Consider the following 25,210-nt stretch of genomic DNA (forward strand, 5'->3'; position numbering starts at 1 on the left):
AGGCCGCATCGACAACAAAGATTGGCGACCCCCCACCCCTAACCCCTCCCCGCAAGGGGGGAGGGGGACAGAGCGCCATCTGGGTGCAATCCAAATCCCTCCCCTTCACGGGGAGGGTGGCCCCGCGAAGCGGGGTCGGGTGGGGAAAGGCCGCATCGACAACAAAGATTGGCGACCCCCCACCCCTAACCCCTCCCCGCAAGGCGGGAGGGGAATTATACCGTCATCGTTGCGAGGGCGCAGACTGATGAGTTTCGATCTTCCCCCCTTTCTCGTCGAGGACGCCGTGCGCGCGGCGCTCAGCGAAGACCTCGGCCGCGCCGGGGACATCACGACCCAGGCGATCATTCCCGAGAGCGCGACCGCCCGCGCCGTCATCGCCGCGCGCGAGACGGGCGTCGTCGCCGGCCTGCCGCTTGCCCGCGCCGCCTTCGCGCAGGTTGATCCCGGCCTAAGCTTCGAAGCCTGGCTTGCCGATGGCGACGCCGCCGAGCCCGGCGCGGTTGTCGCGCGCATCGAGGGATCGGCGCGCGCCATTCTCTCGGCCGAGCGCGTCGCGTTGAACTATCTCGGCCGCCTCTCGGGAATCGCCTCGCTCACCGCGCTTTACGCGCAGCGCGTGGCCCACGCCAAGGCGCGCGTCTGCGACACCCGCAAGACCACGCCGCTGATGCGCGCCTTTGAAAAATACGCGGTGCGCTGCGGCGGCGGCTCCAATCACCGCTTCGGCCTCGACGACGCCGTGCTCATCAAGGACAATCACATCGCCGTCGCCGGCGGCGTGGCCCCTGCCCTGCGCGCCGCAAGAGCTTTCGTCGGCCACCTCACCAAGATCGAGATCGAGGTCGATACGCTCGATCAATTGCGCGAGGTTCTCGCCGAAGGCGCCGACGTCGTTCTGCTCGACAACATGGCCCCGGACCTTCTGCGCGAGGCCGTGGCGCTGGTCGACGGGCGCATGATCTGCGAAGCGTCTGGCGGCATTACGCTCGAGACGGTCGCGGCCGTCGCCGAAACCGGCGTCGACCTGATTTCCGTCGGCGCGCTCACGCATTCGGCCCGCGTCCTCGACCTCGGGCTGGATATCGAGATCGCTTAAGCTACGGCCTCACTGAGGCGCGCGAGCTTGAGCCCGCGCTGTTCGAGCATCTCGGGCAAACGCGGCGAGAGCAGGAAGGCGAGCTCCTGCTCGCGGGTGATCGTCACCGAGTCCTGCGCCTTGAGCTCCTCGTCGACATGGCCGGGATGGCACATGACCAAGTGACGGCGACCTGGCGCGCGCAGATAGGTTTCGAAGGTCTTGGCGTAATCCCTCCCCGGATGGAAATCGGAGAAGCCGGAGAAGCCGTCGTTGGTGGCGAAGCCGTGATGCTGCGCTGCGCGCTTGAGCCCCGCGGAGAGGCCCCGCACGGCGAGCGCCTTGCGCGCCTGAGCGCCGCGCAGCAGGATGCGGTGCAGCCCGTCGCCGGGGTTTCTGAGCCAGGCGCGACCGGCGAGTTTGCGGGCGGCCATGGCCTCGATCAGCGGGTCGCGTATGCCCGGGAGGCCATGCACATGCTGGTGGCCGTCCACGAAATCGGGCCGACGCTCCATGACCGCCTCGAAGCGGTCGAACTGCCGGTCGATTTCGGCGCGTATCTCCTCGATGGGCAGCTTGCCGCGCATCGCCAGGCGGACCACTTTCGCGATCGGCGGGAACGTCCCCGTGGGCGCGAAGGCCGGCATGGGCCCGAGCGGGCGGCCGAGGGTGAGGTTGAAGTGGAGGCCGACATCGGCGTTTCGCGAATGGCGGAGCAGTTCGCGGCCCATCGCCGGCCAGCGCGGTCCGTTGACGAGCGCGGAGACCGCCGTCAGGCGCCCGGCGTCGAGCGCCTCCAGAATGCCGACGCTGACCCCATGGGACAGCCCGTAATCATCCGCGCAAAGGGCGATGATCCGGTCTTTCGCCATTGCCCCAACCTCCTGTTTGCAGCCTATGCCGCGCCCCGATTTTCTGCTTGAAACGGCGACATGAACGACAGAACTCAGCCCCCCGATATATCGGTCGTCATCCCCGTGTTCAACGAGCGCGCGAATCTGCAGCCGCTCGCGGCCCGGCTTGTCCCGGCGCTGGAAGGCGCGGGAATCGCTTTCGAGGCCATTTTCGTCGACGACGGCTCGCAGGACGAGAGCTTGAGCGAATTGCGCGCGCTCTGCTCGGCGGAGCCGCGGTTTCGCGCTCTCTCCTTTTCGCGCAATTTCGGCAAGGAGGTCGCGATCGCCGCGGGCCTCGACGAAGCGCGCGGGCGCGCCGTGGTCATCATGGATTCCGATCTCCAGCACCCGCCGGAGGTCATCCCGCAGTTCATCGCCCGCTGGCGCGAAGGCTACAAGAACGTCTATGGCCAGCGCGTCGACCGCGCCGCCGATCCGAAACTCCGCGCCATCCTGACGCGGCTCTTCTACAGAATCATCGACCGCTTCGGCGACGTGTCGCTGCCGCCGGGCGCGGGCGACTTCCGGCTTCTCGACCGGCAGGCGGTCGACGCGCTCTTGTCGATGCGCGAGCGGGCGCGCTTCAACAAGGGCCTCTTCGCCTGGATCGGCTTCAAATCCATCGGCGTGCCCTTCGAGGTCGAGAACCGGGCGAGCGGCGCCTCGAAATTCAATCTGCCGCGCCTCATGAGCTTCGCGCTCGACGGCATCATGTCCTTCTCGTCGATTCCCTTGAAGGTTTGGACCTATGTCGGCCTCGCCATCTCCTGTTTCGGGCTCGGCATGGCCGCCTATTACTGGGTCAGGACCATGCTCTTCGGCGTCGATACGCCGGGCTTCCCGACGCTCGTCGTGTCGATCGCCTTCTTCTCGGGCGTGCAACTCATCTCGCTCGGCGTCCTCGGCGAATATATCGCCCGCATTTTCAACGAGGTGAAAGGCCGGCCGCTCTATCTCGTGGCCGAGCGGATCGAGGGCGGAAAGCGAGACGACGCGGCGGCTTGAGCGTTCGCCATTCGCCGCCTATCCTCGCGAGCTGCGTTCCTTTCAAAACGTTTGAGCCTCGCAAGGAGGAAAAATGAAAAGCCTGAACCCGCTTCTCGCCGCGGCGTCTCTCGCCCTTCTCGCGGCGAGCCCCGTCTCCGCCGACCCGCTCGCGGACATCTTCTACCCGGCCGACGCCAATGGCGTGCTGCCGATGGAGCGCATTCTGGATCAGGCCCGCGCCGCCGTCGCCGGAACGATCAAGGAGATCGAGCTGGAGCAGGAACACGGCCGGCTGATCTATGAGGTCGACATCCTGACCCCGGACAACCGGAAGGTCGAGATCGAATATGACGCCCGGACCGGGGCGGAGATTTCGCGGGAGGTGAAGAAGTATAAGCCGGGGAAAGAGGAATAAACTTCATCGGCTGGACGAATTGTTCTGCACGCGGGACTAGGCTGAAAATTTAGCTCGACCCGCATCGCGACAAAGTCCCCTGGAAAACAATATTATGCTCGCCAAGGAATCTGTTCTTCGACGCTTGCCCGCCAACCTTGATGCCGCCCAACGGCTTCGTTGCGAAGCCATAGTATTTTCGGCTGACGTCCTAGATTTCGCCTGGTCTTCTATACGCGAGACGACCGCTAGGCTTGGCGACAAGATTATTTGTTCATCGGAACGCGAAAGAACCTCGCTTTTCGCTCATGCTTGGACGATCGTCGATCAGCTTCATATTCTTCGCACGATGATCCCTCGGATCACCAATGGCCGAATTGGGTCAAAACTACGAAGCTTCTGTGAGCTGTCTGAGCCTGCAACTCACATGCGCAACAAGATGGATCATCCTCTCGGTACCCTGCCAAACCGAGCAAAGCAGAAATCCTTACAAGCCCCATTATTTGGAGTGCTTTCATACGTTCTAATCGATAAAGTGAAGCTAACTGGAGATGGGCCGGTTTTAGAGGCTGCAACCATTTTCTCGATTACCTCAGGCAGTACTCAAGGTAACAAAACCTTGCTTGGGCCTCTGCCAAACTGCTTGCAACTTGCAACGCCTGTATGCCAATTTTCTTTCACAGCCTTCGACTGGACGATTGAATTTGACCGTGTCCTAGAGTTGTTACGTCAAAGACTTAGCAATATCTCCGAGCAAGTGGAGGCATCGCTTTGTAAACAGGCCGAAAATGCGTCAACTCGTAGCGGCTTAACCGTTGAAGAGCTTATGGCGCCAGCGCCTATGCATGGAAACTTCATTATTGCGTTTGATGTCGACTTCGTTGACCCTGATGAGCAGGACAATACGCTTAAATAAATTAGCGAGAACTACTCAGGTTTTCTGGCGACCCCGGCAGGACTCGAACCTGCGACCCACTGCTTCGAAGGCAGTTGCTCTATCCAGCTGAGCTACGGAGCCACGCCGACAGCCTTCTAGCAGAGTTTTGCGTCTGACCGTAGCCCCGCGTCCGGCGCCGGTGCCCGAGCGCCCCTCGGAAAAGAGGGAGAATTTGCAAAATATCTTGGTAAAAGCGGATTTATGATTCGCAGTCTTCTTTCCGTCGGCGGTTTCACCCTGCTCTCGCGCGTGACGGGGTTTCTGTCGCTTGCGATGCAGTCGGCGATTATGGGGGCGGGCGCGGTCTCGGACGCATTTTTCATCGCGCAGCGCCTGCCCAACAGTTTCCGGGCGATCTTCGGCGAAGGCGCGTTCAACGCCGCTTATATCCCCTCCTACGCCAAGGCGCTGGAGCAGGAAGGCGACGAGTCGGCCGAGGAATTCGCCGGGGAGGTCTATACGCTGCTCCTCGCCTCGCAGATCGTGATTTTGCTGCTCGTCTGGCTCTTTGCGGCGCAATTCGTCGGTCTGCTGGCGCCGGGGCTCGACGATCGGCCGGAGAAATTCGCCCTCGCCGTCAGCCTGACGCGCATCACCTTTCCCTATCTCCTGTTCATGACCCTCTTCGCGCAGCACATGGGCACGCTCAACGCCCATGGCCGGTTCGCCCTGCCCGCCTTCGCGCCGAACCTCATGAATCTCACGGTGATGGCGGCTTTGGCCCTGACCGTCGTCGCGCCGAAGCTTTTCCCCAATCCCGGCTATGCGGCGAGTTGGGGCATCACCATTTCCGGGGCCCTCGAACTCGGCCTGCTGATGTGGGGCGCGCGGCAGATCGGCGTCTTGCGGGGCCTGCGCAAGCCGCATTGGTCCCGTGTGCGCGAATTCTTCATCAAGTTGGGCCCGGCGGTCATCGGCTCCGCGAGCCCGCAGATCGCCGTCTTCGCCGATACGATTTTGTCTTCGATGCTCGCCGATGGCGGCGTGTCGTCGATCTCCTACGCCGAGCGGCTCTATCAGCTTCCCGTCGGCGTCATCGGCATCGCCGCCGGCACGGTGCTGCTGCCGGAGATGAGCCGTCGCATCGCCTCCGGCGACGTCGCGGGCGCGCATCAGGCGCAAAGCCGCACCATGGCGCTCACCATCGCGCTGACGGCGCCCTTCTTCGTCGCCTTCGACACCCTGCCGGAGCTGATCGTCGCAGGCCTGTTCATGCGCGGCAAATTCACGGCCGGCGACGCCATTGCCGCCGGGGACGTGCTCGCCGCCTATGGCGCCGGGCTGATGGCGCTGGTGCTGATCGCCTCGGCGCGCGCAAGCTTCCAGTCGCGCGGCGACACCTCGACGCCCATGAAAATCGCGCTCGCCGCGCTCGCCGTAAATGTGGCGCTCAAAGTCGCTTTGTTCCGCTCGCTCGGCGCCGTGGGCCTCGCGACGGCCACATCGGTCGGGCTGTGGATCAATCTCGCCGCGCTGGTCGCCCTCGCCATCGCCGAAGGCTTCATGGAGTTCGACGGCGTCTTCGCCAAGACGCTCGGCGCGACTTTTATCGCCACCGCGGTTCTCGCCCTCATCGCCATCTTCGGCCGAGCGCCCGCCCTCGCCTTCGCGCTTCATTTCGGCGCCCTTGCCAATCTCGTGGCCTTACTAACTCTCGGCGCCGTGGGGGCCGTTGTTTACGGCGCTGTGCTCGCCGGCGTGATGCGAGCCGCAGGCGTCGGGATCGCCACGCTGCGCGGCCGCGGGAAAGCATGACGCTTCCTCTCCCCGTTCGGCGGAGAGAGGAACAGCGCCGCCCCAACGTCACATGAATTGCGACAGCCCCGGGATCCCATTGGCGATCTGCTGCACCTTCTCCTTGCCGATGATTGTCTCCGCATAGCCGAAGATTTCATGGCCGAGCTTGTGAATTTGGCCCATGTCGAGGCCGAGGCCGTTGAGCTTGCCGGCGAGGCCCATCAGGCCAGAGCCAAAAAGCCCGCCGAGCATGCCGCCCATGCCGCTCGCCTCTCCCCCCGCGGCGGCTTCATCGGCCGCCTCGCGCGATCCCGGAACCTTGTCGAAGAACTCGCCAACGGCGCCATCCGGCAGTTCCTTGTTCAGGAACGCGAGCACCTGACCGATTGCGGTCTTCGCGACGCCAGCCTCGACCCCGATCGCCGTAGAGACGCGCGCAATCAATTCATCCATATCGATTCCCCCGCATTTTTCGGAAGTCTCGCCGCCAGCAACCGGAATTGCAAGCGTTCGCCGCGACGCGCGTCGATCAAACGGAACGGGAGAAACGCCCAAATGCGCGTCCGGCAGATCGAATAGTGGCGCGGCCACGCCGCGCCACTGTGGTTCGTCATGCGCGCGGGCGCATCTCGCCTTCTTCGCCAGGCGGCGAGGCCATTCCGGAACGCTCGGCCATCGCCGGCAGCATCGCCCGAATTTTGGCGACGCCTTCGGCGCCGATTAAAACTTCGGCGCGCGCCAATGTCTCTTCCAGCAGGCGCCGGCTCTGTTCCGCGCTCAAACCGAGATTGGCGAGCTTGCCGATGAGAATGTTGAGGTCGGCGCGGCCATGCCCCATGAAGCTGGTCATGCCTTCAATCGCCTGCGTCACGCCCCCGTCGCTTTTCGCCTGCGCGGCGGCGACGGCCTCTCGGGCGCCCGTCATCTTGTCGATTAACTCTCCAACATGTCCTTCGGGGACCTCGTCCCGCAGGAACATGAGGACATGGCCGATAGCGGCCTTGGCGATCGTGGGATCGAGCGTCGTCGACTCGACGACGCGTCTGGTCAGCTCTTCCATGATATCCCTCCCTTGGGGATTACAGGAAGCGAAATGTCGCGGCTTCGGCGGCTGTCAACCCGTCTCAGGCGGCGTCGAGTCCGTAGAGCGAATGCAGGGTGCGAACCGCGAGCTCCGTATAGGCCTCGTCGATCAGCACCGAGAATTTGATTTCCGACGTGGTGATGGCGCGAATGTTGACGCCGCGCTCGGACAAGGCGCGGAAGGCGCGCGCCGCGACGCCGGCGTGGCTTCTCATGCCGATGCCAATCGCCGAGACCTTGGCGACGTCCTTTTCGCCCGCCATGCTGGCGAAGCCGATTTCGTCCTTGATCTTCGTCAGCAGCGCATAGGCCCGCTCATAATCGGCCGAACCCACAGTGAAGGTCATGTCTGTCATGCCGTCCTCCGAGACGACCTGCACGATCATGTCGACATTGACGCCCGCTTCGGCCAGCGGCATGAAGACGGCCGCGGCGACGCCCGGCTTGTCCGCGACGCGACGAAGCGTGATCTGCGCTTCGTCCCGCGAGAAGGCGATGCCTGTGACGACCTGGGCTTCCACAATATCCTCCTCGTTGCAGATGAGCGTCCCCTCGCCGGGATTGGCCGGATCGTCGAAGGAGGAGCGCACATAGGTCGGCACCTTGTGCACCATGGCCACTTCGACTGAGCGGACCTGCAAAACCTTCGCGCCGAGCGACGCCATCTCGAGCATTTCCTCGAAGGCGACGCGCGGCATGCGGCGCGCCTTGGGCACGACGCGCGGATCGGTCGTATAGACCCCGTCGACGTCCGTATAAATGTCGCAGCGGTCGGCGTGGATCGCCGCCGCGAGCGCGACGGCGCTGGTGTCGGAGCCGCCGCGGCCGAGCGTCGTGATGCGGCCCGATTCCTTGTGGACGCCCTGGAAGCCGGCCACGACCGCCACTTCTCCGCGCCCGAACCCGGCGATCAACCCCTCGCCGTCGATCGACTCGATGCGGGCCGAGCCGTGCGCGCCGCTGGTGCAGATCGGCGCCTGCCAGCCGAGCCAGGACCGGGCGTTGACGCCAATTTCCTGCAGCGCGATCGCGAGGAGCCCGGCGGTGACCTGCTCGCCAGAGGCGACGACGGCGTCATATTCCTTCATGTCGTAAAGCGGCGCAGCCTCTTTGCACCAGGCGACGAGCTCATTGGTCTTGCCCGCCATGGCGGAGACCACCACCGCGACCTCGCGGCCGGCGTCGACCTCGCGCTTCACATGGCGCGCAACATTGCGGATGCGCTCGACAGTGGCGACCGAGGTGCCGCCGAATTTCATGACAAGACGTGACATGGAACCGCGTTAGAAACCAGGCGCCGCGGGCGGGGAGCGGCTGATGCGCTCCCATTCGCCAATCCGGCAAAGCGGGCGTATATGTGACCGCCCCCGCCCCCCTGTCAACGGCGGGACGAGCCAGCGCTCACGAGGGCCGTTTTGAGCTACCTTATTTTCATTTCTCATGGCTGGCGCGACCGCTGGATCGCCAAGCAGATGGCGCGATCGATCACTGACGCGGGCGCAACGCCGTTCATCGATATTTTCGACATCAAAAAGGGGCGACCGCATCGCCGAACGCGTTCTCGAAGGAACCCGGAACAGCCGGGAGCTGGTGGCGCTCCTGACGCCTTGGTCGGTGGACCGCAACTGGGTCTGGACGGAAATCGCAGCAGCCTGGGCCTTGGGCAAGCGCTTAGTCGGCGTCACGTATGGAGTAACGATCGAGGAAATCGAGAAAAACCACGGCGGACTGGTCTGTCTCGGCCCGACGAACCTCGTTGCCCTGGACGACTTCGACGATTACATAAGCGAGATGTCTGACCGGGCTAAATCGGAGACGCGCGCGTGAAGGCGTTCCTTTCCTACGCACATAGTGACGCGGAATTTGCGGCCTCCCTTCGGCGCGAGCTCGAAAGGCAAGGGCTCTTTGTCATCGATCCAATGCAGGATTTGGTTCCAGGCGCGAATATGCTCGATTATTTCCGCCAAGCGCTCAGCGACTCAGACGCACTCATCCAGATCGTGCCGCAAACCGGCGCCAGCCAAGCGAACAATGTCTGGTTCGAAGCCGGCGCGGCGAAGGCGCTAGACAAATCGGTCGTCGCGGTGATGCCCGACGCTCAGGGTAGGGAAACCGCGTCCTCGGTTGCTGATTTCGCGATTTTCCAGGCGTCCAAGAAGCCGATGGAAAATGTCGCCAAGACACTGATACAGGCGCTCGACCCCGCGCACTGACCACTAAACGCAAAGTCTATAGAGGTTCCTTGTGTCCAATTCGCCCCATTCCGCCAGCGTGAACCCCGAAGACGTCGCGCGTTTCAACCGCCTCGGCGATCTGTGGTGGGACAAAAAGGGCAAGATGGGGATCCTGCACGAAATCAACCCCATCCGCGTCACTTATATCCGCGACCACGTCCGCCGCTTCCTCCTCGGCGACTCCAGCGCGCTGAACGAGGCGCCCGAGCGGCCGCTGGAGGGGGTGCGCATCGCCGACATCGGTTGCGGCGGCGGCATTCTGAGCGAGTCGCTCGCTGAACTGGGGGCCAGGGTGACGGGGATCGACCCGGCGCCCAACAATATCGCCGTGGCCAGCCGCCACGCCGAGAAAATGGGGCTCGACATCGACTACCGCAACATCACGGCGGAAGCCCTCGCGGAGACCGGCGAGCAGTTCGACGCCGTCGCGGCGCTGGAAGTCATCGAGCATGTCGAGGGTCCGCGCGAGTTCATCGCTATGCTGTCGCGGCTCGTAAAGCCGGGCGGGCTCATCTTCATGGCGACGATCGACCGCACGATGAAGAGCTATCTCTTCGCGATCGTCGGCGCCGAATATGTCCTCGGCTGGGTGCCCAAGGGCACGCATGATCACGACAAATTCATCCGCCCGGACGAATTGTCGGCCTGGCTGCGCCGCGCCGGCCTGCGCGAGATCGACCGCGCCGGGATGACCTTCCAGCCTTTCACCCGCACCTGGCGCAAGAGCCACGATACCGACGTCAATTACCTGATGGCGGCCAAAAAGGAGGCGTGATGCCGTCTTGTTCGGACAGGAAGCCGAAAGTAGACTTTTGCCAATGCTGAACGAATCGACGTTCCCATCCTCCGCCCGGCGCGCCAGTCGCCTTTTCGGACTGTCGCTCGCGGCCGCCCTCGCGGCGGCCTTCGCCCTCGCGCCAGCTTCGGCGCCCGCAAAGGACAAGCCGGCGGCCGCCAAAGACGCCGCCAAGGACAAGAAGGACCAGAAGCCCGCCGACGACGCTTCGAAGGACGGCGCCAAGGACAAGAAGGCCGGCAAGAACGATAAGGCGGAAAAACTCGGCAAGGCCGACAAGACCGATAAAGCCGAAAAGAGCGACGCCGGCGGCTCGGGGAAGCCAGAGCAACTCGGTTCCTACGGCGAATGGGGCGCCTATCTGGCGCTGAGCGGCAAGGACAAGACCTGCTACGCGCTCGGCCAGCCGAAGGACCGCCAGCCCAAGGCAAAGCTTAAGGACACGCCCGGCTATATTTTCATCTCTTCCCGCCCTGGCGAAGGGGTGCGCAACGAGGTGGCGATCAATCTCGGCTATGCGACCAAGGACGGCTCCGCCGCCACCGCCGAGATCGACGGCGACGACTGGGAGCTGATCACCAAGGGCACGAACGCCTGGGTGAAGGACCAGGGGAAAGAGAAGGAGTTCGTCGGCGCCCTTCGGGGCGGCGCGAAGCTTATCGTCAAGGCCGCCTCGTCCAAAGGCACGTCGACCATCGACACCTATGCGCTGAAGGGCCTCTCCGACGCCCTCGCCCGCGTGGCGCAGGAGTGCAAATAGCCCCAGCCGCACGCCGCCGAGGGCTCTGAACGCCAGCGCCTGCATGAGACGGGATAAGGGGCGACCGCAGCGTGCGGCCCCTCGAGCAAGCCGCCGCCATCGCCCGCGGCCAACTTGGCGCATCGGGCCGTGGGCGGCCGCCGCGGCTATTGAGCCCCTCCCTTGCGCCCTGCTTTTCCTTCGAATCACCTTGGCCCGGCGCGGCCTCGAGAGTTATTCGCCGATTTCGCTGCGCGTTTCCCCCAAACGCCGCCGCCTTGGCAGTAAAGATTTCAGACCAACGACAACAATTATCGTAGTTCCAAGTATATTTACCAAGGACTCGCGGGCCTGTGGTCCTTTTGCGGCGGCCCCTCCCACGTCATTTTGATCCGGTCAACGACGGCTTCCCCCTGTTGCCTTGTTGGCGAGCGATGGCCGGACCGCCTAGAGGCCATAGGCGTTTTCAGCCGTCGCTCTCTCTTGTCGATGCAGCCAACCCGGCCGCCTGCGCGGCGGTCGGGCATCGCTTCGACATGGCCGACGACACGAAGGAACAGAACTGGCTTTATGAAGCCGTTCTGTAATCTATCACGTCTATACTTATTTATACTTAGTTTAATATCACAGATTGCGTCCATATGTCGCATTTTATATTTGCTTTACTTGCTGTGATGGGCTAATAACGAGGCCTCGTCTCAACGAAAACAATGGGAGGGAAAACATGTCTGTTAACGTTCACGGCGGCGCCGAGGTCGGCAAGATTCTGCTTTACATCGCTGGCTTCGTCGCTTTCGTCGTCGTGGCTCTGACCTGGGTTCCGGAGCTCATTTCTCCGGACAGCGCCAACATCACCGGCAACACCGGCTCGACCGCGCGCATGATCCAGTAAGCGCGAAAAAAGCGGCGTTTCGGGCCCCGTCCGCCCGGAACGCCGCGATCCGGCAGGCTTGTGAAAATCCTTGCTCAAGCCTGTTGCAATGCCGGATCGATTGATGCATAAGACCCCCGCGCCGGCTGGCGGCCAGCCAAAACGGCGCAACGGATGCGGGTGTAGCTCAGGGGTAGAGCACAACCTTGCCAAGGTTGGGGTCGAGGGTTCGAATCCCTTCGCCCGCTCCAAAGAAGCTCCGCGAAAACCCTAAAGCGGAGGTCGGGGTAGATGCTCTCAACGCGCGCCCCCGCGAAAATCAATCTCACGCTTCACATTTTGGGCCGACGCGCCGACGGCTATCACGATCTCGAAAGCCTCGTCGCCTTCAGCGGCGCGGGCGACACGCTCACGCTTTCGCCCGCCTCCTCCCTCTCGCTCGAGATCGCTGGCCCGACCGGCGCCGCCGCAGGCGCGGGCGACGACAATCTCGTCTTAAAGGCTGCGCGCAATCTCGCCGAGCGAATCAAGGGGCTCAAACTTGGCGCCTTTCGCCTCGACAAGCGCCTGCCCGTCGCGGCGGGAATCGGCGGCGGCTCCTCCGACGCGGCGGCGGCGCTTCGCCTCCTGGCCCACGCGAACGGCGTCGACGCCCAGGACCCCCGATTGCGCGAGGCCGCGCGCGACACCGGCGCCGACGTGCCGGTCTGCCTCGCCGGCCGCGCCCGCATGATGCGCGGCGCGGGCGAATCGCTGGGGCCGCTCCTGCGCTTGCCGCTGCTGCCGGCGGTGCTGATCAATCCCGGCGTGCCGGTCGAGACGCGCCCGGTGTTCGCGCGACTCGGCCTGCAGCCCGGCCAGCGGGTGGCGGGCGCGGCCCATCCGGAGATCGGCTCCGACGCCACGGCGGCGGAGCTTCTCGCGCTCCTCTCGAGAGGCCGCAACGACCTTGAGGACCCGGCCTGCCTGCAGGCGCCTGTGATTGTCGACGTTTTGGCCGTGCTGCGCGCGGCGCGCGGCTGCAAGCTCGCGCGCATGTCGGGTTCGGGCGCGACCTGCTTCGCGATTTTCGGCGCGCCGCAGGCCGCAGCCACCGCGGCCCGGGCCATCAGGCGGCAACATCCGGAGTGGTGGGTGAAGACGGCGGCGCTGCGATGAGCCGCCGTCCGCCCCAGAAGGAGCGGCCCGGCCGCGGTCCTCGGAACGATCGCCCCGAGCGCGCCAGGGAGGCGCGCGCGGCAAGCGCCCGGCCCCCGCAGAGGGGCGAGCCGCCCGCCGGCGATGTGAGGCGCGGCCCGTTTCGCGCCGCCTCGCCGGAGGTGGTGACGCTTTATGGCGCCCACGCCGTCCGCGAGGCGCTGAAAAGCGGTCGGCGCAAGCTGCTCGCGCTCTATGCGACCGAGACCGCCCTGCCCCGCATCGCCGATCTCGCCAAGGCTGCCGGGCTTGAGCCGCGCCTAACCGATTCGCATGCGCTCTCGCGCCATCTGGGCGACGAGGCCGTGCATCAGGGCCTGCTCTTGGAGGCCCGCCCGCTGCCCGAGGCCGATCTCTCGGACATCGTCAGCAAGAGCGGCGTCGTAGTGGCGCTCGACCAGATTACGGACCCGCACAACGTCGGCGCGATCCTGCGCACCGCCTGCGCCTTCGGCGTCGACGCGCTGATCGTCACGGAGCGCCACAGCCCGGAATTCGCGGGCGTGCTGGCCAAGGCGGCGTCTGGCGCGCTGGAGCATGTGACGATCGTCTCGGTCGTCAATCTCGCCCGCGCCCTCGACGATCTGCGCAACCGCGGTTACGGCGTCATCGGCCTCGATTCGGAAGGAGCGGAGCCGATCGAAACGGTCCCATTGTCGGCGCCGCTGGCTCTCGTCCTCGGCGCCGAGGGCAACGGCCTGCGTCGCCTGACCCGCGAACGTTGCGACGTCGTCGCAAGGCTCGACTTGCCGGGCCCCATCAAGAGCCTCAACGTCTCCAACGCCTGCGCCGCGACCCTCACCGCGATTCACCTGCGCCTTCGGAAGCCGCAGGATTGACCTTACGCCGCGCTTGGACGATTAAAGCAGGGAACTGCCGGTTTAGCTCAGCTGGTAGAGCAACTGATTTGTAATCAGTAGGTCGGGGGTTCGAATCCCTCAACCGGCACCAGGTGCACGGCATAAACGTCTGATATACTGGGGGCTAACCAATTGGCTTCGCCAACGGTCCCACGTTTGGTCCCACATTTTGCGTTGGCTAGGCCATTATCCCCCCTCATGTCGCCCTTTGTTGCAGCCGAGGTTGCCTTCCGAGTCGCCCGTCGCCCTGGCGGAGCTTTTCTAAAAGCAGAACCGGGACTGTCACATACGAGGTGACATGAGGTCCAACCGCGCCCAAAGCGAAAACGCCCCGCCGATGCATCCACGGTCGGGGCGTCTGATCGTCATTCAAAACGCTACTATCCGAAAGACTGCGAGGATCATGAGTAGAAAGCCCTCCAGAGTTACGGCAAGGGCTATGATTTGCTCCGGCATGGTAAGCTCTCAGGTAAGCGAGGGTGCCCCCGAGAGCTAATGCGGAGAAACACCGTTCGGTTCCAGTTACTTGTAGTCCTGACACCGTCAGCATCACCGCCCTATCGCGCTCGCAAACTTCAGCGGCGCAAAATATACGCTGCCGTTTTCGGCGGCCGCCATCCTTCCCATTCCATCGCGCACCTGGCCCGCAATCGAGCCTGCTCTTTAGAGACACCGCGGATAGCCTCGTATTCAGCAATCAGCTCCCGTTCTCTTGCTTGCCAGTCGCGCGTCCATAGGATTGCCTCGTCCCATTCCGCAAGCGTCTCTATCATCAGACCATGCGCCGCCGCGAATTGCTGACAGCCTTGGCTATCAACCTCAGGGACGTTCAGCGCCAATATCGCAGCGCCAAAGCCATCCCTGCTGCGGAAGAAGACGGGCCGCGAGCAGAACGGGGGCAGCTCGGGCTCGCCGTCCCGCGCGTCGATGCGTTCGCCCCTAGCTAGGGTGCGCCAGGAGAAAGGCTTTCGGCAGATTAGCCAACCTCTCGCCTTGGCGAACTCGCGGGCCTGGACGACGGTGGCGCGGTCGAGGTGGTCAATCACCAACGTCATCTAGAACAACGCAGAGATGAGCCTGGCTGCTGCGAACATGAAAGCACAGATAAAGGCCAAAGCGATTCCCAACCCCGCCCAATCGCGAGCTTGCGCGGCCTTGTAGGTGGAAAGGGCGAGGGAAAGGCTAAGAAGCGCCCCGGCAAAGCCAAGCGCCACGGTGGAGAGCTGGGTGAAGGTGTAGGTGAGGGTCACGGCTGCGCCTGCGAGGGCGATAAGCCCCTATCGAGGTTGATGACCGCCGTCGTTTCCGACGGCCGATGGATTGCCCGAATGAAGGCTCGCGAACTCGCCGCCAAGATGATTGGCGTCACGCCCAGCCCGCCTGCGAAAATCAGACAGATGAGGGTGAGCGCTAGGCCAATCTTCGCGGCCTCCCAGTCGCGAGCTTTCGCGGCCTTCCAGGTGGCTATGGCGAGAGCTAGACCAGAGGCGGTGCATGCGACAGCGCCGAGGAACAGCAGGGCCGACATCAAAACTTTATAGCCCTCCACCGGCTGCCGCAGATCAAATCTGACAAGACAGACAGCCTGTTGAGTAGCTGTGGCTTCTACTTAGGGTTGTTCTGCCACCTCGTCCGTTGCCAGAGCGACGGTGATTTTCGGCAGCTGATTGCTTTGTTTTGAGGGATCAAAAAGACTGACGGGCCGCGGAGGGCTTGCTCGCGGCACGCCAGCAGTTTCCGCACACAATCCGTGCGATGAAGAGGCTTCAACACCGCACGGGGCCGAGACTACACGGCCCGCGCGTCCCCGCTAGCTGTGGATTCCCCCTCTTGCCTTTCGCTCTTCCTGCGCCAGGCCACTTATAGATCGGTTGGGAAGGAGCAGCACGCCATGCCAGCTTGGTGGTCGCTGGGGGGCTGGCCCACAAAATCGCAAGGCGCGCTGCGCCGTGATCTTACGCTTGCCACCGTCGCTCGGAAGCTGTGGATTCTACCAATCTAGACGATTCAGCCCTCATGCCAGAAGCAGCACGGGGGCTGTTTGGCTTCTACTACTGGGGTGAGTACGACTAGTCCAAGGCCACGCCGTGCTGCCGAACAGATAACGCAGAGTGCTTGCAGCACGTTCCAGTCTGCTAACTAGCGGCCGGCCCAGTAGCTTGGCAGGCTGGCAAGGAGAGCACTTCCATGTCGACCGCTCTCTAACCGCTAAACTGCGCTTAGTTTAGCCTGTGCAATCAAGAAAGAATTGAGCTTCGACGCGGTCGCGCGGACCCTGCCATCACGATTGACAGGCAATCCATCCGCGCCATGTGGGGCACTGTTGACGGGTCTCCAGCAGACAGGGAGGTCCCAATAATGCGGCTAATAGTTCGAACCGGCCTTGCGGGCGCGGCGCTATTTGCCGGCTCGTTGCTTGTGTATGCCCAATCCAGTCCCCCGCCCGAACCGCCCACGGAGGCGGCACTAATTCCAAATGATGAAGGCTACTCTGTAGATCTTCCGGCTAGGCCGACCCCTCCTGCCATTCCGGCACCAGACGACGACTCAGACGGGTACTAAACCGCCCAGTCATAACGCCCAACCTCGCCGACAGCGCAGCACTCAATTCGGCCGCGTCCCATCATCCAGCGCCGCACCAGACAGCCGCGTGAACAATTCCCACGCCGCCGCCGCCGCTGCGACAACGAATAGTCAAACTTCCGGGATCATGCTTTCAGCGCCGCGAGGGCGGTTCTCATCAGGTCAGTGAGTGAAAAATGCCTCTTTGCGCGCGTCTGGCCAAAGCCGTTGAAGCCTTTTTGCAATGCTCATTGATTACTGCAGGCTTGGTCGGCTGCAACGGAGTGCCGGGCGACGGGGCTAACATGGCGTCACCGGAGCAGCCTCAAGCAGTCGCCGCGAAGGTGGAAAACCGCTATTCCTCCTCAACGAAGCCTGGCAGCGGGAGTTATATGATCGGGCCCATGGATGTCCTTCAGATCACGGTCTACAAAGCGCCCGATCTTTCCAAGGTTGTTCCAGTGGCAGAGGACGGAACCATCAATCTTCCGCTGATTGGGGTAACGCCAGCGGCCGGCAAAACCTCTGCGGAGCTGGAGCGCGACGTTCAGAAGCGCCTCGACGCTGGGTATATGCGATCGCCCCAAGTCAGCATCATGGTGACGGAATACAATAGCCGGCGTGTGACGGTCGAAGGCGCGGTTAAAACCCCTGGAGTCTTCCCCTTGCGTGGGAGGGATAGTCTTGAGCAGGCAATCGCCAAGGCGGGCGGCGTAGACCGAGAGGTTAACTCAGATAGCGTGACGGTCTTCAGGAACGTCAACGGCTCCCGGACAATGATCCCCTACGATCTCGCCGCCATCCGCAATGGTCAAGCTGACGACCCAGAGGTCGTCCCTGGCGACGTGATCGTGGTAGGAGAAAACGCGGCTAAGGTAGGATTCTCATTCATCATGCAGGGTTTGCCTGTCGCTCGGACCGGACAATCGGCTGTCACGCAAGCAACCAAATAGGCGGCGCGGATTGTCGTATTAATTCAGCCTTGACCCCTCGCCCCTCGCCGGATCAGAAAGCCGCGCAAACAGCGCCCACGCCGCCTGAGCGTTCCGCGCCTCAGCCACCGCTTCTTCGATGGCGTCCATAGGCTCGACGGCATCTCCCTTCAGCATTTTTTCCAAGGAATCAGTTAGAGCCCGGCTGGCGGTGAAAGCCGCCCGTAGCGCTTCTTTGAAAGCTTCTCGGGCTTCGGGCGTCTCAAACGGGCTTGAAAAGCCCTTGCGTAACTTAGTCATTCTGCCGCCATGCCGCATTCGAGTAGCGCGTATAAGATTTGGCAACCTCGCCCGCGCCGGAAAGAAGCGTCCCAGCGGCCTTCCTCCGGCCCTGCCGCTTCACTTGATCCGCTTGATAGCCGCGCGCATTGGCGACGTTCATTCCCTCGATCAGAGCGCTCTGCGCCTCGTAATTCAGCCGGTTCATTTCGGTTTCGCCGCCAAACAGCGCCATGGCTTTGTTGAACTCGCCTTGCTTCTCGATCTCGCCCATAACGTTGGCGACGGTCGTATCTGTCGCCCCGCCGCCCGAAGCCGCCGCAGCAGCTTGAGCCTTGGACAGCGCCAGTTTCTTGTCGGTGACGCGATCCATCGCCTGCCGTTGCGCGCTCGCCATCGCCGTCGTCGCCGCGTAGTTCAGCGCCTTAGCTTTGTTCTGGGCGTTCAAAAGGTCGTAGTAGCGTTGCACGTTCAAAGCATCGGCCTGTTCATTCGCGGCGCTCGCTTCGCCATATGCGCCGAGCAAGGTTCCCCCAGCTTGCGTCGCCATAGCAGCGCCCATCAGCGCCGGCTCTAATCCGCTCATGGTTTCTCGCCCTTCCCCTCCAGCGCCCGCCGTCCTTGCTCCAGGAGAAACGCGAGCCGGCGCGCCGTCTCTATCGTCACGGCTTGGTCACCCTTCGTCTCAATTGGCCCGCCATCCTTGCCAGTGATTTCTTGCTGGACCTTCTCGCCGTATTTCTTTGGGGCGAGTTTCGCGGCCCGCCATTGGCGAGCCCAGATGCGCAGCTTCACAACCTGCCAGTTGCCCTCGTTCGCCTCGTCAGCCATCTCGACGCAGGCGTCGGCCTCGTGCTCCTGTTGGGCCTCTCTCGCGCGCGCGATAGCTTTCGCAAAATCGCCGCCCTTCGCCATCTCGACATAGACGGATTGATACGTCGGCATGTCTTCAGGTTCGCAGACCTTGCGAATGCCCAGACCGGAAGCGAGCCCCTCGGCGATGCGATCCACAATGCCCTCGTCTAACGGATGCGGGCGGATTCTGGGGCGTCCAGCCGGCATTAGAAGCCAATCTTGGCGCGGTCGGACACGGCGGCGGCCAACGCTTCGAGGGCGATATTCTTGTCAGGCAAGTTCCCCCGCAAGATAACCCCGTCCGATCGCACAACCGCCCATTTGTTCACCGGGCCGCGCCATTTCACGCGAAGGTCGTTGCCGATGCTCTGATCCTCTTCGGCTTCACCCGTCATATCATGGCGGCTCAACTCAATGACTCGGACGCCATTGTGCCAAGCGTCGGCGACGAGCAGACGCATGAACCAATCGCAGCTATCGACAGCGACATCGATCAAGTCATACGGCCGCAAGGTCGTTGCCACATGCCGCCAGAAGTCAGGCTTCAACACCTGCTCGGGCGTTACGGTCTCCTCGACCGTCGCGAAATACTCTGCACGCTGGCTTTCAGCCAATTGAAAACGGCGGACGAGAATGGCGGGGCTGTCTGTCATTCGGATTCACTTTCAATGTTTTGCAGGAACTGGCGGACGATCTTGGCGGCGTCACTGTCGCAAGCGTCCATTTGCTCGGCGAGCTTCAGCCCTTCGCGCAGGTGCCACCCCACCTGGCGAAGGGCTGCGCCCGACGGGTCGAGTGACGACAGGCTTGCGTCAACGACGGCGGCGAGAGCGACGGCAATCTGTTCGATTTCATGCGGCGTCATCTGAGAATCTTAAGCGCGGGGATTCCGAGACGCCATGTCGCTTTTGCGGCGTTTGCGGGTTATGCGGTGTTTTTCATTGACGGAAGCATGATCGCTGATCAGCCTTCCGAGCCAGTGCCCTCCTCGCTGGCGTTGTCTGATAGACCGATATTTACGCGCGGCCACGAAACAAAGCTGCATTCAGGCGGGTTTGTTCTTATCGAGCTATGGGAAGGCTCAGGTAGGGTCCACCCTGCATAGGTTGTGGCTCCCCTCTAATGGTTTAGGCCATGCGCCCATGACTCCCTCGCGGACTTATCTGGGGGCTTCAGGTAAGTTCGCACTTCGAAAATCCGCTCAGACCGACAGCTGGGTTCCGTGGTCGATATCGCAGAAAAAATTCACGCAGCGATCACAAGCTGGGAGTCTTGCACGGGCGGGAAGATATCTGAACAAGGCAAGCAGATAATTGTCTCCACCGTGCGTGCGGTTGTCTACGATCCGCATCCTGGCTGGCGTTTGCCCTCAGGCATGGAGCCATGGCCGACCATGGAAGAAGCCTTGGCCGAGGTGCAGCGAGACGCCATCAGCAAAATAGGGCCGGCCCTAGATCAGATCGCAGCCAAGTCTCCGGACGGCAAGACCGTAAATACCTTCGAGATGCTCCATTCTTTCCACGAGATATTGCAGGTCTGGTGCCCGTTCCGGAAAAACTGACGCGGACGAAGCTATAGTCCCGCGCGACGGAAATAAGCCGCGACGCGGGTGCTGGCGCGGTCACCGCCGAGATACAGGCGCAATGCCTCTTGGTCCCCGTCGAGATGCATTGCGAGCGCCACCCTTGATACACGCCAATGCCCCCCACCGACGCGTCGCCCGATACGATGCACGGTGCACCAGTGCTGAATCGTCCGTGGCGCAACTCCCGCCAGTCGCGCCGCCACATTGACGCGGATGGCTTCCCGAGCGTCGAAGGGCCGCAAAATGGATCCGTCATCGTCCTGCATCGCCAAGCCTGCATTTATTTGCCACGGCGACGATCTATTCGCCAACCTCCGCCTCGCTTTCCCCTGCAAAAGGTCTCGAAGGAGCCTGCATCTTTATTCATCTGGACGGTTTCGTTGATATTCGCCCTCGCCCGCCATTCCTTCCCCCTAGGGCTTTGCCCCGACGTAAACAGGCGTCCCTGTAAGCACCCCCGTGAAGTCGGCCAGCGCTTCGCTGACGTCAATGCCGCCAGGCTTGATTGTCAATTCGCGGATTGTGTGCTCATGCTTACCGCTTCGCTTCTTGACCATGGACAAGGCTTTGCGGATCGCGCCATTCGCCTCAAAATAGCGTAACAGAAAGACGTTGTCGGAAAGGAAGCTGAGGTCGACCGGCGTCGCCATCTCGGGGCCAAGGATGCCGTGCTGGGTCAGGGTCAGCAGAGTCGCGACTTTGCGCCGGCTTAGATAGGAGATGAGCTCGCGAATGTGCAGAACGACAGTCTGCTCTTCATTCGCCGATTGCAGATAGCCATTCAAGGTGTCAATCACCACGAGCTTGACGCCCTCCTCCTCGACCTGCCGCACCACCAGGTCCGCAATTTGGCCGACGCTCAGCTCGGCAGGGTCGAGATGGGTCAGGCGGACGCGCCCCTGGTCTCTTGCTGCAGCCACATCGAGTCCGAGCCCCTTGCTTCGCGTCAGATGGGTTTCGACGCTCTCGTCAAAAAGTAGGATGCTGCTGTTCTCCCCGCGCGCCGCCGCCGCCATCGCATAGAGCGTGACGATTGTGGATTTCCCGATTCCGGCGGGGCCGATGACGAGGCTGCTGGAGTCGTGCGGGAGGCCCCCGCCCGTGAGCGCGTCTAATCCGTTCAGCCCGCTTTGTATCTGCTCAGCGTTCGGAGCGCTCACGTAGCTTTGAGCGACGAGGCGGGGATAGACGATGAGCCCACCCGTGATGATGGAAAAGTCGTGCGCGCCGCTGAGGTATTTGCAACCGCGAAGCTTTCGAACCCTCAGCCGCCTCCGGTCGGCTCCGTAGGAGCTGTCTATTTGTTCGAGTTCGATGATGCCATCGGCGAGGGTTTGGCTTCGTAGGCCCTTGTCCGTCGTTGCAGCCTCGTCCAGCATGACCGTCGTAATTGAGCGCGCGGCCATGTGGTCACGGATGCGCTTGAGCTGACGGCGGTGGAAGGCGGGCGTCGGGGCCAGAACGCGAAGGCTGGAAATCGTGTCGAGCACCAGGAGGCTTGGTTTCAATCGCTCAACCTCGGCGAAGAGATGCTGCAGCGTCTCCCCTACCTCCACTTCCGCTTCGGGAAAAAGAGTGTAGTCAAACGGTTGACCGTCTTCACTCTCCGTCCCTTCGGCCAGATCGGTGACATGGACGCCCTTGAGAGTCCAACCATGGGATTCAACAATCGATCTGAGTTGCTCGGGCGTCTCCGCATTCGATGCGAGAAGACAGCTCTCCCCCTCTCTGACAGCTTGACGCAGGAATTGCAGCGCGATTGTGGTTTTGCCGCTGCCGGGCGGGCCCTCGACGAGGATGAGCGACCCACGGGGAATGCCGCCTTGCAAAACCGCGTCGAGGCCGGGGACGCCGGAGGGGAAGCGGGGAATATCGACAACGCTTGCTGACATTACAGATCCCCCTAAATCGAGCGTTTTCTGCTGAGGATAAAGCTACGCGGGGCCAACCGTCGACGGAAAGGTCGGGCCGGCGAAACCAGCGCCGCTCCCCCCAATGAAATAGTTTCTGGCACCAGCTGCGCAAAGTGCTCTCGGAGCGCCCCACGATCTCGGCTGCCGTGCGCAAGCTGATAGCCTCTCGCCGATTGAAGGGGACGAGAACCTTCGGCATATCGAGCATGGTCACGCCCTCCCTGCCGTAGGCGCACGGCGCAGGTCGATGACAGTCTCCTTGCCGGTCGAGAGGTTTCTTATGGTCAGACGGTGAGGCCAACCCTCGACCGGCGCGTTCCACCAAGCGGCGTTCGAGTCGCCAAAATGGCGACTTGCTACAGAGCAGGTTTTCACAGCCGCGGCCGGTCTGTCCGGATTGTCCGAGTTGTCCGAAGCGTCCGGTTTGTCCGAGGGCTTCACACTGTCCGAACCGGACAAGCTGTCCGGAGCATGAAGGCTTGTCCGGATGGTGTCCGGTGTCCGGACAAGCGGAACGCCTAGAGAAATATCGGGTTGAACCGTTTTGTCCGGGCCGGACGCCCCTAAGTGTCCGGACACCGGACAACATAAGCGGGACTGTTGCTCAAGATGTTTTTTGGCCAGATCGCGGAGACTCATTCACGCCCCCGTTTCAGCCTGTCGGACACAGTGGAGCGAGGCACGCCCAGCCGATCCGCAATCTCTCTCACCGTCGCGCCGCTCTCCTTCATCGCCCGCATGGTGTCGGCGCTGTCGTCAATGACGATCTCCCCGACGACCCACTTGCCATCGACAAGCCGGGCCTCGAAAGGCGCGGCGGCGTCGCCCCAGAACCCGCGCGCCTTGGCATAATGCACCTCGAAGCGTGCGCCCTCGCTGGCGTCGTAATCAATTGGCCGCTTGAGAGAGATCACGCTGTCGAGAACGTCTTCCTTGCGGGAGGTTCCGCGCTGGCCACCGCCCTTGCCAGCATGATGAACCAGGAGGACCGATTTCCCCGCCGCCCGCTGTCTCAGGCACCAAGCCTGCACCGGCCCCCAGGAGTCCGCCTCATTCTCCCGCAGGGCGCGGCAGACGGTCGAGAGATTGTCGATAATGATTAGATCGGCGTCGGCGATCTCGGCGTCATAGAACCGCTGCGCCGCCGGGTCCGCGAGGTCGGGCAATCCATCTGGCTGCATGTCGGCCGCAACGAGCCGGAAACCGTCCTCTGGCGCTTCAAAGTCGGCTCCGGCGACGATCGCCGCATAGCGGTCCTTCAACGCGCCAGCGGGCATCTCTCCGTCAATATAGATGACACGACACGGGCGCGACGCAGACCAGCGGAGGAACGAACCCCCGCCAGCAGTCGCATGGGCGATGTTGAGGCCGGCCCACGTCTTGCCGATGCCGCGCTCGGCGTAGATCATCGCCAAGCCCTTCGACGGCAGCCAGGGGGACAACAGAAAGTCGCGGGCCGGAAACTCCCGCGTCAGCAATTCTGCGCCGGTCAGCGTCACAAGGCCCTTGTGATACGCAGGAATATATCCAGGCGGCGCTTCAGGTGGCGTGACATGGTAGGTTTGCTGGCTGGCTCGATGGCTCGGCGTCTGCGCAGAATGCTCGGCGCGCCACTCGACGGCGGCGTCGATCCGCGCTCGCGACGGTGGCCCTGCAAGGGTGTCGGTGTAAATCGTCATTCTTGGTTTCCATGAAGCTCTTTGAAGTTCGAAACGATCTCGCGCCCAACAAGGCGCAATTGCTCGATGTGACACGCGGCGAGGGCGTCGTTTTCGCGCCAGACAGCTTCCCTGGCGCTGATCGCCAGGGACTCGAAGGTGGCAAGAAGCTCGCCGACGTATTGCCGTAGGAGCGGGGCGTCGATGGCATGGGGCTTCTCAGTCATGAGCGGCCCCCGCTTCCCATCGCCATGAGATAGGCGCGCAGCTCCGGGCCGAAACGGATACGCGTCATTGGCGGCGGCAGGACACGACGTCTCTTGGAGACGCGTTCGCGTGGGAATGGAATGACGGCGGCGACGCCGGGCGCTTTCCGGTCCGTCATCGCGCCGGCTCCCCGAAGTAGACGGAGATGACAGCGCGCGCGGTCTGCGGCGACAGCGGAATGCGGCGCACGAGCCATGCGGCGCGAAAGACTTGGAGTGACTCTGGGGAAGTGTTATGCTCAGGACCATTCGCCGCCACAGCGATGTAATCCCGAGCCCGGCCAGCGTCCGCACGCTGAGCCGGCTCTTTTGCTTGCGCCATCCGTTATGCCGCCTCCCCGTTGAGAAGGCGGTCCGCTTCGGCGGCAGGGACAAGCGTGCGCCCGCCGATCTTTACGACGCGGATTTTTCCGAGCTTGACGAGCTTATAAAAAGTCGCCGGACAGATACCGACGCGCGTGCAAAAGTCTTTGACTCGATACGCAAGCGGCGAATTGTTCATGTCTTTCTCCAACTCAATGTGAGTTGAAGAAATCCTATCCGAGGTTGTTTGCTCGCGCCACGGTTTCAGTGTAGAAAGTGAGAAAGCGTGCCGGAAGCGTGGGGCATCGAAATGCAAGCCATACAGATCGATTTCCAGTGGACGCGGTTTACCGTCTATCGCGTGCAGCCAGAGCCACCGCCGCCACCAGATAACCCGAGGGTGCGCAAGACATTGCTGGAGGAACTGGCGGGATCAGGATCGATCGGACCGACATTGATCGCACAAGGGCCGTCCATGATTACGCGGCCCATCGACGCCTTTCCCGACTTGTATCTGAAGATCGCCGCCGCTCAGCCAACCGCCGAGGGACACTCGGAGTTTGCCAAGACCTACGGCCTCCTGACAGACATGAAGCGCGAAAGTCTCTTTACGTTCAAGGATATGGTTGAGCAGATGAGACGCCTGGTCCAGCGGGTGCAAGATCGAACGAACTGGCCCGTCCAAGACGGCAGATATCTTGGTTACGAGATCAGTAGAAGCCTTTCTCTACAATACAAGCCGGATATAAAAGCGAACTCAATTACATTGTCTGTTGCGCCACGCAATCTATGGATCGCCGCCGCCGTGCAATGCATCTTTCGCAGCGCATCCGGCGCGAAAATCAAATCATGTAAGGCCTGCGGCAAACCTTTTGAGGTAGGAGGCTCGTCTGGCGCGAGGTCTCATAGAGAGACGTGCTCAGACAAGTGTCGCTTTGAGTTCAGCAAACGGAAGCGCAAGTAAGCTGAGTTGTCGATGAGAAACGGCCCGCCATTGGCGAGCCGCTCATTACACGCCGGCTATCACCACTGCTATGCGCTCAGCGGC

Annotated in this window: 31 protein-coding genes and 3 tRNA genes; 17 read left to right on the forward strand and 17 right to left on the reverse strand. The window is 62.5% G+C overall.

The genetic code is table 11. From position 1 onward, the window contains the following. The first annotated feature begins 247 nt into the window (after window positions 1-247). Window positions 248-1,099 (forward strand): carboxylating nicotinate-nucleotide diphosphorylase, encoded by an 852-nt coding sequence (nadC, locus tag RVU70_RS17750; RefSeq protein ID WP_363348705.1) that lies wholly within the window; start codon window positions 248-250, stop codon window positions 1,097-1,099. Here the strand turns inward: nadC and RVU70_RS17755 are convergent. Further along, window positions 1,096-1,950 (reverse strand): ChbG/HpnK family deacetylase, encoded by an 855-nt coding sequence (locus RVU70_RS17755; RefSeq protein ID WP_363348706.1) that lies wholly within the window; start codon window positions 1,948-1,950, stop codon window positions 1,096-1,098. The genes nadC and RVU70_RS17755 overlap by 4 nt on opposite strands. Window positions 1,951-2,010: 60 nt before the next feature. Between RVU70_RS17755 and RVU70_RS17760 the strand changes: the two genes are divergently transcribed. The 3 genes from RVU70_RS17760 (at window position 2,011) to RVU70_RS17770 (ending at window position 4,271) form a co-directional block, all read left to right on the forward strand. Further along, entirely contained in the window at window positions 2,011-2,979 is a 969-nt protein-coding gene (locus tag RVU70_RS17760) for a glycosyltransferase family 2 protein (protein ID WP_363348708.1), read from the forward strand. A 73-nt stretch (window positions 2,980-3,052) separates the two neighbouring features. Continuing rightward, window positions 3,053-3,376 carry a PepSY domain-containing protein gene (locus RVU70_RS17765; protein WP_363348710.1) on the forward strand — a complete coding sequence of 108 codons (324 nt, stop codon included), beginning with the start codon at window positions 3,053-3,055 and terminating at the stop codon, window positions 3,374-3,376. Between the two features lie 94 nt (window positions 3,377-3,470). Beyond that, complete coding sequence (locus RVU70_RS17770; RefSeq protein WP_363348712.1) at window positions 3,471-4,271, forward strand: hypothetical protein; 801 nt, start codon at window positions 3,471-3,473, stop codon at window positions 4,269-4,271. Window positions 4,272-4,296: 25 nt separating this feature from the next. Here RVU70_RS17770 and RVU70_RS17775 read toward each other — a convergent pair. Further along, window positions 4,297-4,373 (reverse strand) — tRNA-Arg (locus RVU70_RS17775). A 120-nt stretch (window positions 4,374-4,493) separates the two neighbouring features. Here RVU70_RS17775 and murJ point away from each other — a divergent pair. Continuing rightward, complete coding sequence (gene murJ, locus RVU70_RS17780; RefSeq protein WP_363348714.1) at window positions 4,494-6,047, forward strand: murein biosynthesis integral membrane protein MurJ; 1,554 nt, start codon at window positions 4,494-4,496, stop codon at window positions 6,045-6,047. A gap of 48 nt (window positions 6,048-6,095) precedes the next feature. Here the strand turns inward: murJ and RVU70_RS17785 are convergent, their stop codons facing one another. The 3 genes from RVU70_RS17785 to RVU70_RS17795 all read right to left on the reverse strand — a co-directional run bounded on the left by RVU70_RS17785 (window position 6,096) and on the right by RVU70_RS17795 (window position 8,386). After that, window positions 6,096-6,482: a DUF2267 domain-containing protein gene (locus RVU70_RS17785; protein ID WP_363348716.1), complete on the reverse strand. Its 387-nt coding sequence runs from the start codon at window positions 6,480-6,482 to the stop codon at window positions 6,096-6,098. A gap of 157 nt (window positions 6,483-6,639) precedes the next feature. Further along, a complete protein-coding gene (locus RVU70_RS17790; RefSeq protein ID WP_363348718.1) occupies window positions 6,640-7,089 on the reverse strand; it encodes a hypothetical protein in 450 nt (149 codons plus the stop codon). Between the two features lie 64 nt (window positions 7,090-7,153). Next, window positions 7,154-8,386, reverse strand: a complete 1,233-nt coding sequence (locus tag RVU70_RS17795) for an aspartate kinase (protein WP_363348720.1) — start codon at window positions 8,384-8,386, stop codon at window positions 7,154-7,156. 166 nt (window positions 8,387-8,552) lie between these two features. Between RVU70_RS17795 and RVU70_RS21610 the strand changes: the two genes are divergently transcribed. The 9 genes from RVU70_RS21610 (at window position 8,553) to RVU70_RS17840 (ending at window position 13,900) form a co-directional block, all read left to right on the forward strand. Further along, window positions 8,553-8,939 carry a TIR domain-containing protein gene (locus tag RVU70_RS21610; RefSeq protein ID WP_405044825.1) on the forward strand — a complete coding sequence of 129 codons (387 nt, stop codon included), beginning with the start codon at window positions 8,553-8,555 and terminating at the stop codon, window positions 8,937-8,939. Beyond that, window positions 8,936-9,325, forward strand: coding sequence for a toll/interleukin-1 receptor domain-containing protein (locus RVU70_RS17805; RefSeq protein WP_363348723.1), 390 nt, complete (start codon window positions 8,936-8,938; stop codon window positions 9,323-9,325). Before RVU70_RS21610 ends, RVU70_RS17805 begins: the two co-directional genes overlap by 4 nt. Before the next feature lie 31 nt (window positions 9,326-9,356). Then, the gene (gene ubiG, locus RVU70_RS17810) at window positions 9,357-10,121 is read left to right on the forward strand and encodes a bifunctional 2-polyprenyl-6-hydroxyphenol methylase/3-demethylubiquinol 3-O-methyltransferase UbiG (RefSeq protein ID WP_363348725.1); all 765 of its coding nucleotides are present in this window, start codon (window positions 9,357-9,359) and stop codon (window positions 10,119-10,121) included. A 43-nt stretch (window positions 10,122-10,164) separates the two neighbouring features. Beyond that, window positions 10,165-10,902 carry a hypothetical protein gene (locus RVU70_RS17815; protein WP_363348727.1) on the forward strand — a complete coding sequence of 246 codons (738 nt, stop codon included), beginning with the start codon at window positions 10,165-10,167 and terminating at the stop codon, window positions 10,900-10,902. A gap of 703 nt (window positions 10,903-11,605) precedes the next feature. Further along, window positions 11,606-11,773 (forward strand): hypothetical protein, encoded by a 168-nt coding sequence (locus RVU70_RS17820; RefSeq protein ID WP_363348729.1) that lies wholly within the window; start codon window positions 11,606-11,608, stop codon window positions 11,771-11,773. A 155-nt stretch (window positions 11,774-11,928) separates the two neighbouring features. Then, a tRNA-Gly gene (locus tag RVU70_RS17825) sits at window positions 11,929-12,003 on the forward strand. Window positions 12,004-12,043: 40 nt separating this feature from the next. Further along, window positions 12,044-12,910: a 4-(cytidine 5'-diphospho)-2-C-methyl-D-erythritol kinase gene (locus RVU70_RS17830; protein WP_363348731.1), complete on the forward strand. Its 867-nt coding sequence runs from the start codon at window positions 12,044-12,046 to the stop codon at window positions 12,908-12,910. Next, on the forward strand, window positions 12,907-13,788 hold the full coding sequence (rlmB, locus tag RVU70_RS17835) for a 23S rRNA (guanosine(2251)-2'-O)-methyltransferase RlmB (RefSeq protein WP_363348733.1): 882 nt from the start codon (window positions 12,907-12,909) through the stop codon (window positions 13,786-13,788). The genes RVU70_RS17830 and rlmB overlap by 4 nt, the downstream gene beginning before the upstream one ends. 36 nt (window positions 13,789-13,824) lie before the next feature. Further along, a tRNA-Thr gene (locus tag RVU70_RS17840) sits at window positions 13,825-13,900 on the forward strand. Between the two features lie 484 nt (window positions 13,901-14,384). Here RVU70_RS17840 and RVU70_RS17845 read toward each other — a convergent pair. Both RVU70_RS17845 and RVU70_RS17850 read right to left on the reverse strand, forming a co-directional pair. Then, entirely contained in the window at window positions 14,385-14,855 is a 471-nt protein-coding gene (locus RVU70_RS17845) for a hypothetical protein (protein WP_363348735.1), read from the reverse strand. A 9-nt stretch (window positions 14,856-14,864) separates the two neighbouring features. Further along, entirely contained in the window at window positions 14,865-15,059 is a 195-nt protein-coding gene (locus RVU70_RS17850; protein ID WP_363348737.1) for a hypothetical protein, read from the reverse strand. A gap of 1,509 nt (window positions 15,060-16,568) precedes the next feature. Between RVU70_RS17850 and RVU70_RS17855 the strand changes: the two genes are divergently transcribed. Continuing rightward, entirely contained in the window at window positions 16,569-17,324 is a 756-nt protein-coding gene (locus RVU70_RS17855; RefSeq protein WP_363348739.1) for a polysaccharide biosynthesis/export family protein, read from the forward strand. A gap of 18 nt (window positions 17,325-17,342) precedes the next feature. On the opposite strand, the gene RVU70_RS17860 is transcribed toward RVU70_RS17855, so the two are convergent. The 5 genes from RVU70_RS17860 to RVU70_RS17880 are packed head-to-tail and all read right to left on the reverse strand — an operon-like array spanning window position 17,343 to window position 19,302. Next, on the reverse strand, window positions 17,343-17,603 hold the full coding sequence (locus RVU70_RS17860; RefSeq protein WP_363348741.1) for a hypothetical protein: 261 nt from the start codon (window positions 17,601-17,603) through the stop codon (window positions 17,343-17,345). Further along, a complete protein-coding gene (locus tag RVU70_RS17865; RefSeq protein WP_363348743.1) occupies window positions 17,596-18,168 on the reverse strand; it encodes a hypothetical protein in 573 nt (190 codons plus the stop codon). The genes RVU70_RS17860 and RVU70_RS17865 overlap by 8 nt, the downstream gene beginning before the upstream one ends. Then, complete coding sequence (locus tag RVU70_RS17870) at window positions 18,165-18,593, reverse strand: hypothetical protein (protein WP_363348745.1); 429 nt, start codon at window positions 18,591-18,593, stop codon at window positions 18,165-18,167. The genes RVU70_RS17865 and RVU70_RS17870 overlap by 4 nt, the downstream gene beginning before the upstream one ends. A 50-nt stretch (window positions 18,594-18,643) precedes the next feature. Further along, entirely contained in the window at window positions 18,644-19,090 is a 447-nt protein-coding gene (locus RVU70_RS17875; protein ID WP_363348747.1) for a hypothetical protein, read from the reverse strand. Continuing rightward, on the reverse strand, window positions 19,087-19,302 hold the full coding sequence (locus tag RVU70_RS17880) for a hypothetical protein (RefSeq protein ID WP_363348749.1): 216 nt from the start codon (window positions 19,300-19,302) through the stop codon (window positions 19,087-19,089). Before RVU70_RS17880 ends, RVU70_RS17875 begins: the two co-directional genes overlap by 4 nt. 357 nt (window positions 19,303-19,659) lie before the next feature. Between RVU70_RS17880 and RVU70_RS17885 the strand changes: the two genes are divergently transcribed. Continuing rightward, window positions 19,660-19,998 (forward strand): hypothetical protein, encoded by a 339-nt coding sequence (locus tag RVU70_RS17885; protein ID WP_363348751.1) that lies wholly within the window; start codon window positions 19,660-19,662, stop codon window positions 19,996-19,998. Between the two features lie 437 nt (window positions 19,999-20,435). Here the strand turns inward: RVU70_RS17885 and RVU70_RS17890 are convergent, their stop codons facing one another. The 5 genes from RVU70_RS17890 to RVU70_RS17910 all read right to left on the reverse strand — a co-directional run bounded on the left by RVU70_RS17890 (window position 20,436) and on the right by RVU70_RS17910 (window position 24,361). After that, on the reverse strand, window positions 20,436-21,914 hold the full coding sequence (locus RVU70_RS17890) for an ATPase domain-containing protein (RefSeq protein ID WP_363348753.1): 1,479 nt from the start codon (window positions 21,912-21,914) through the stop codon (window positions 20,436-20,438). Window positions 21,915-22,570: 656 nt separating this feature from the next. Beyond that, a complete protein-coding gene (locus tag RVU70_RS17895) occupies window positions 22,571-23,614 on the reverse strand; it encodes an AAA family ATPase (RefSeq protein WP_363348755.1) in 1,044 nt (347 codons plus the stop codon). After that, a complete protein-coding gene (locus tag RVU70_RS17900; protein WP_363348757.1) occupies window positions 23,611-23,820 on the reverse strand; it encodes a hypothetical protein in 210 nt (69 codons plus the stop codon). Before RVU70_RS17900 ends, RVU70_RS17895 begins: the two co-directional genes overlap by 4 nt. Next, a complete protein-coding gene (locus RVU70_RS17905; protein WP_363348759.1) occupies window positions 23,817-23,978 on the reverse strand; it encodes a hypothetical protein in 162 nt (53 codons plus the stop codon). Before RVU70_RS17905 ends, RVU70_RS17900 begins: the two co-directional genes overlap by 4 nt. A 206-nt stretch (window positions 23,979-24,184) precedes the next feature. Continuing rightward, window positions 24,185-24,361, reverse strand: a complete 177-nt coding sequence (locus RVU70_RS17910; protein WP_363351393.1) for a helix-turn-helix domain-containing protein — start codon at window positions 24,359-24,361, stop codon at window positions 24,185-24,187. A gap of 87 nt (window positions 24,362-24,448) precedes the next feature. Between RVU70_RS17910 and RVU70_RS17915 the strand changes: the two genes are divergently transcribed. Continuing rightward, entirely contained in the window at window positions 24,449-25,126 is a 678-nt protein-coding gene (locus RVU70_RS17915; RefSeq protein WP_363351404.1) for a hypothetical protein, read from the forward strand. The last annotated feature ends 84 nt before the right edge of the window (window positions 25,127-25,210 follow it).

Origin of the sequence: Methylocystis echinoides (assembly GCF_040687965.1) — a bacterium.
GTDB lineage: Bacteria > Pseudomonadota > Alphaproteobacteria > Rhizobiales > Beijerinckiaceae > Methylocystis > Methylocystis echinoides_A.

What these genes read in the sequence shown, in the direction of transcription:
- nadC (WP_363348705.1), top strand. Translation starts at nt 248, where the DNA reads ATGAGTTTCGATCTTCCCCCCTTTCTCGTCGAGGACGCCGTGCGCGCG.
- RVU70_RS17755 (WP_363348706.1), bottom strand. Translation starts at nt 1,950, where the DNA reads ATGGCGAAAGACCGGATCATCGCCCTTTGCGCGGATGATTACGGGCTG.
- RVU70_RS17760 (WP_363348708.1), top strand. Translation starts at nt 2,011, where the DNA reads ATGAACGACAGAACTCAGCCCCCCGATATATCGGTCGTCATCCCCGTG.
- RVU70_RS17765 (WP_363348710.1), top strand. Translation starts at nt 3,053, where the DNA reads ATGAAAAGCCTGAACCCGCTTCTCGCCGCGGCGTCTCTCGCCCTTCTC.
- RVU70_RS17770 (WP_363348712.1), top strand. Translation starts at nt 3,471, where the DNA reads ATGCTCGCCAAGGAATCTGTTCTTCGACGCTTGCCCGCCAACCTTGAT.
- murJ (WP_363348714.1), top strand. Translation starts at nt 4,494, where the DNA reads ATGATTCGCAGTCTTCTTTCCGTCGGCGGTTTCACCCTGCTCTCGCGC.
- RVU70_RS17785 (WP_363348716.1), bottom strand. Translation starts at nt 6,482, where the DNA reads ATGGATGAATTGATTGCGCGCGTCTCTACGGCGATCGGGGTCGAGGCT.
- RVU70_RS17790 (WP_363348718.1), bottom strand. Translation starts at nt 7,089, where the DNA reads ATGGAAGAGCTGACCAGACGCGTCGTCGAGTCGACGACGCTCGATCCC.
- RVU70_RS17795 (WP_363348720.1), bottom strand. Translation starts at nt 8,386, where the DNA reads ATGTCACGTCTTGTCATGAAATTCGGCGGCACCTCGGTCGCCACTGTC.
- RVU70_RS21610 (WP_405044825.1), top strand. Translation starts at nt 8,553, where the DNA reads ATGGCTGGCGCGACCGCTGGATCGCCAAGCAGATGGCGCGATCGATCA.
- RVU70_RS17815 (WP_363348727.1), top strand. Translation starts at nt 10,165, where the DNA reads ATGCTGAACGAATCGACGTTCCCATCCTCCGCCCGGCGCGCCAGTCGC.
- RVU70_RS17820 (WP_363348729.1), top strand. Translation starts at nt 11,606, where the DNA reads ATGTCTGTTAACGTTCACGGCGGCGCCGAGGTCGGCAAGATTCTGCTT.
- RVU70_RS17830 (WP_363348731.1), top strand. Translation starts at nt 12,044, where the DNA reads ATGCTCTCAACGCGCGCCCCCGCGAAAATCAATCTCACGCTTCACATT.
- rlmB (WP_363348733.1), top strand. Translation starts at nt 12,907, where the DNA reads ATGAGCCGCCGTCCGCCCCAGAAGGAGCGGCCCGGCCGCGGTCCTCGG.
- RVU70_RS17855 (WP_363348739.1), top strand. Translation starts at nt 16,569, where the DNA reads ATGCCTCTTTGCGCGCGTCTGGCCAAAGCCGTTGAAGCCTTTTTGCAA.
- RVU70_RS17860 (WP_363348741.1), bottom strand. Translation starts at nt 17,603, where the DNA reads ATGACTAAGTTACGCAAGGGCTTTTCAAGCCCGTTTGAGACGCCCGAA.
- RVU70_RS17865 (WP_363348743.1), bottom strand. Translation starts at nt 18,168, where the DNA reads ATGAGCGGATTAGAGCCGGCGCTGATGGGCGCTGCTATGGCGACGCAA.
- RVU70_RS17875 (WP_363348747.1), bottom strand. Translation starts at nt 19,090, where the DNA reads ATGACAGACAGCCCCGCCATTCTCGTCCGCCGTTTTCAATTGGCTGAA.
- RVU70_RS17880 (WP_363348749.1), bottom strand. Translation starts at nt 19,302, where the DNA reads ATGACGCCGCATGAAATCGAACAGATTGCCGTCGCTCTCGCCGCCGTC.
- RVU70_RS17890 (WP_363348753.1), bottom strand. Translation starts at nt 21,914, where the DNA reads ATGTCAGCAAGCGTTGTCGATATTCCCCGCTTCCCCTCCGGCGTCCCC.
- RVU70_RS17895 (WP_363348755.1), bottom strand. Translation starts at nt 23,614, where the DNA reads ATGACGATTTACACCGACACCCTTGCAGGGCCACCGTCGCGAGCGCGG.
- RVU70_RS17900 (WP_363348757.1), bottom strand. Translation starts at nt 23,820, where the DNA reads ATGACTGAGAAGCCCCATGCCATCGACGCCCCGCTCCTACGGCAATAC.
- RVU70_RS17905 (WP_363348759.1), bottom strand. Translation starts at nt 23,978, where the DNA reads ATGACGGACCGGAAAGCGCCCGGCGTCGCCGCCGTCATTCCATTCCCA.
- RVU70_RS17910 (WP_363351393.1), bottom strand. Translation starts at nt 24,361, where the DNA reads ATGAACAATTCGCCGCTTGCGTATCGAGTCAAAGACTTTTGCACGCGC.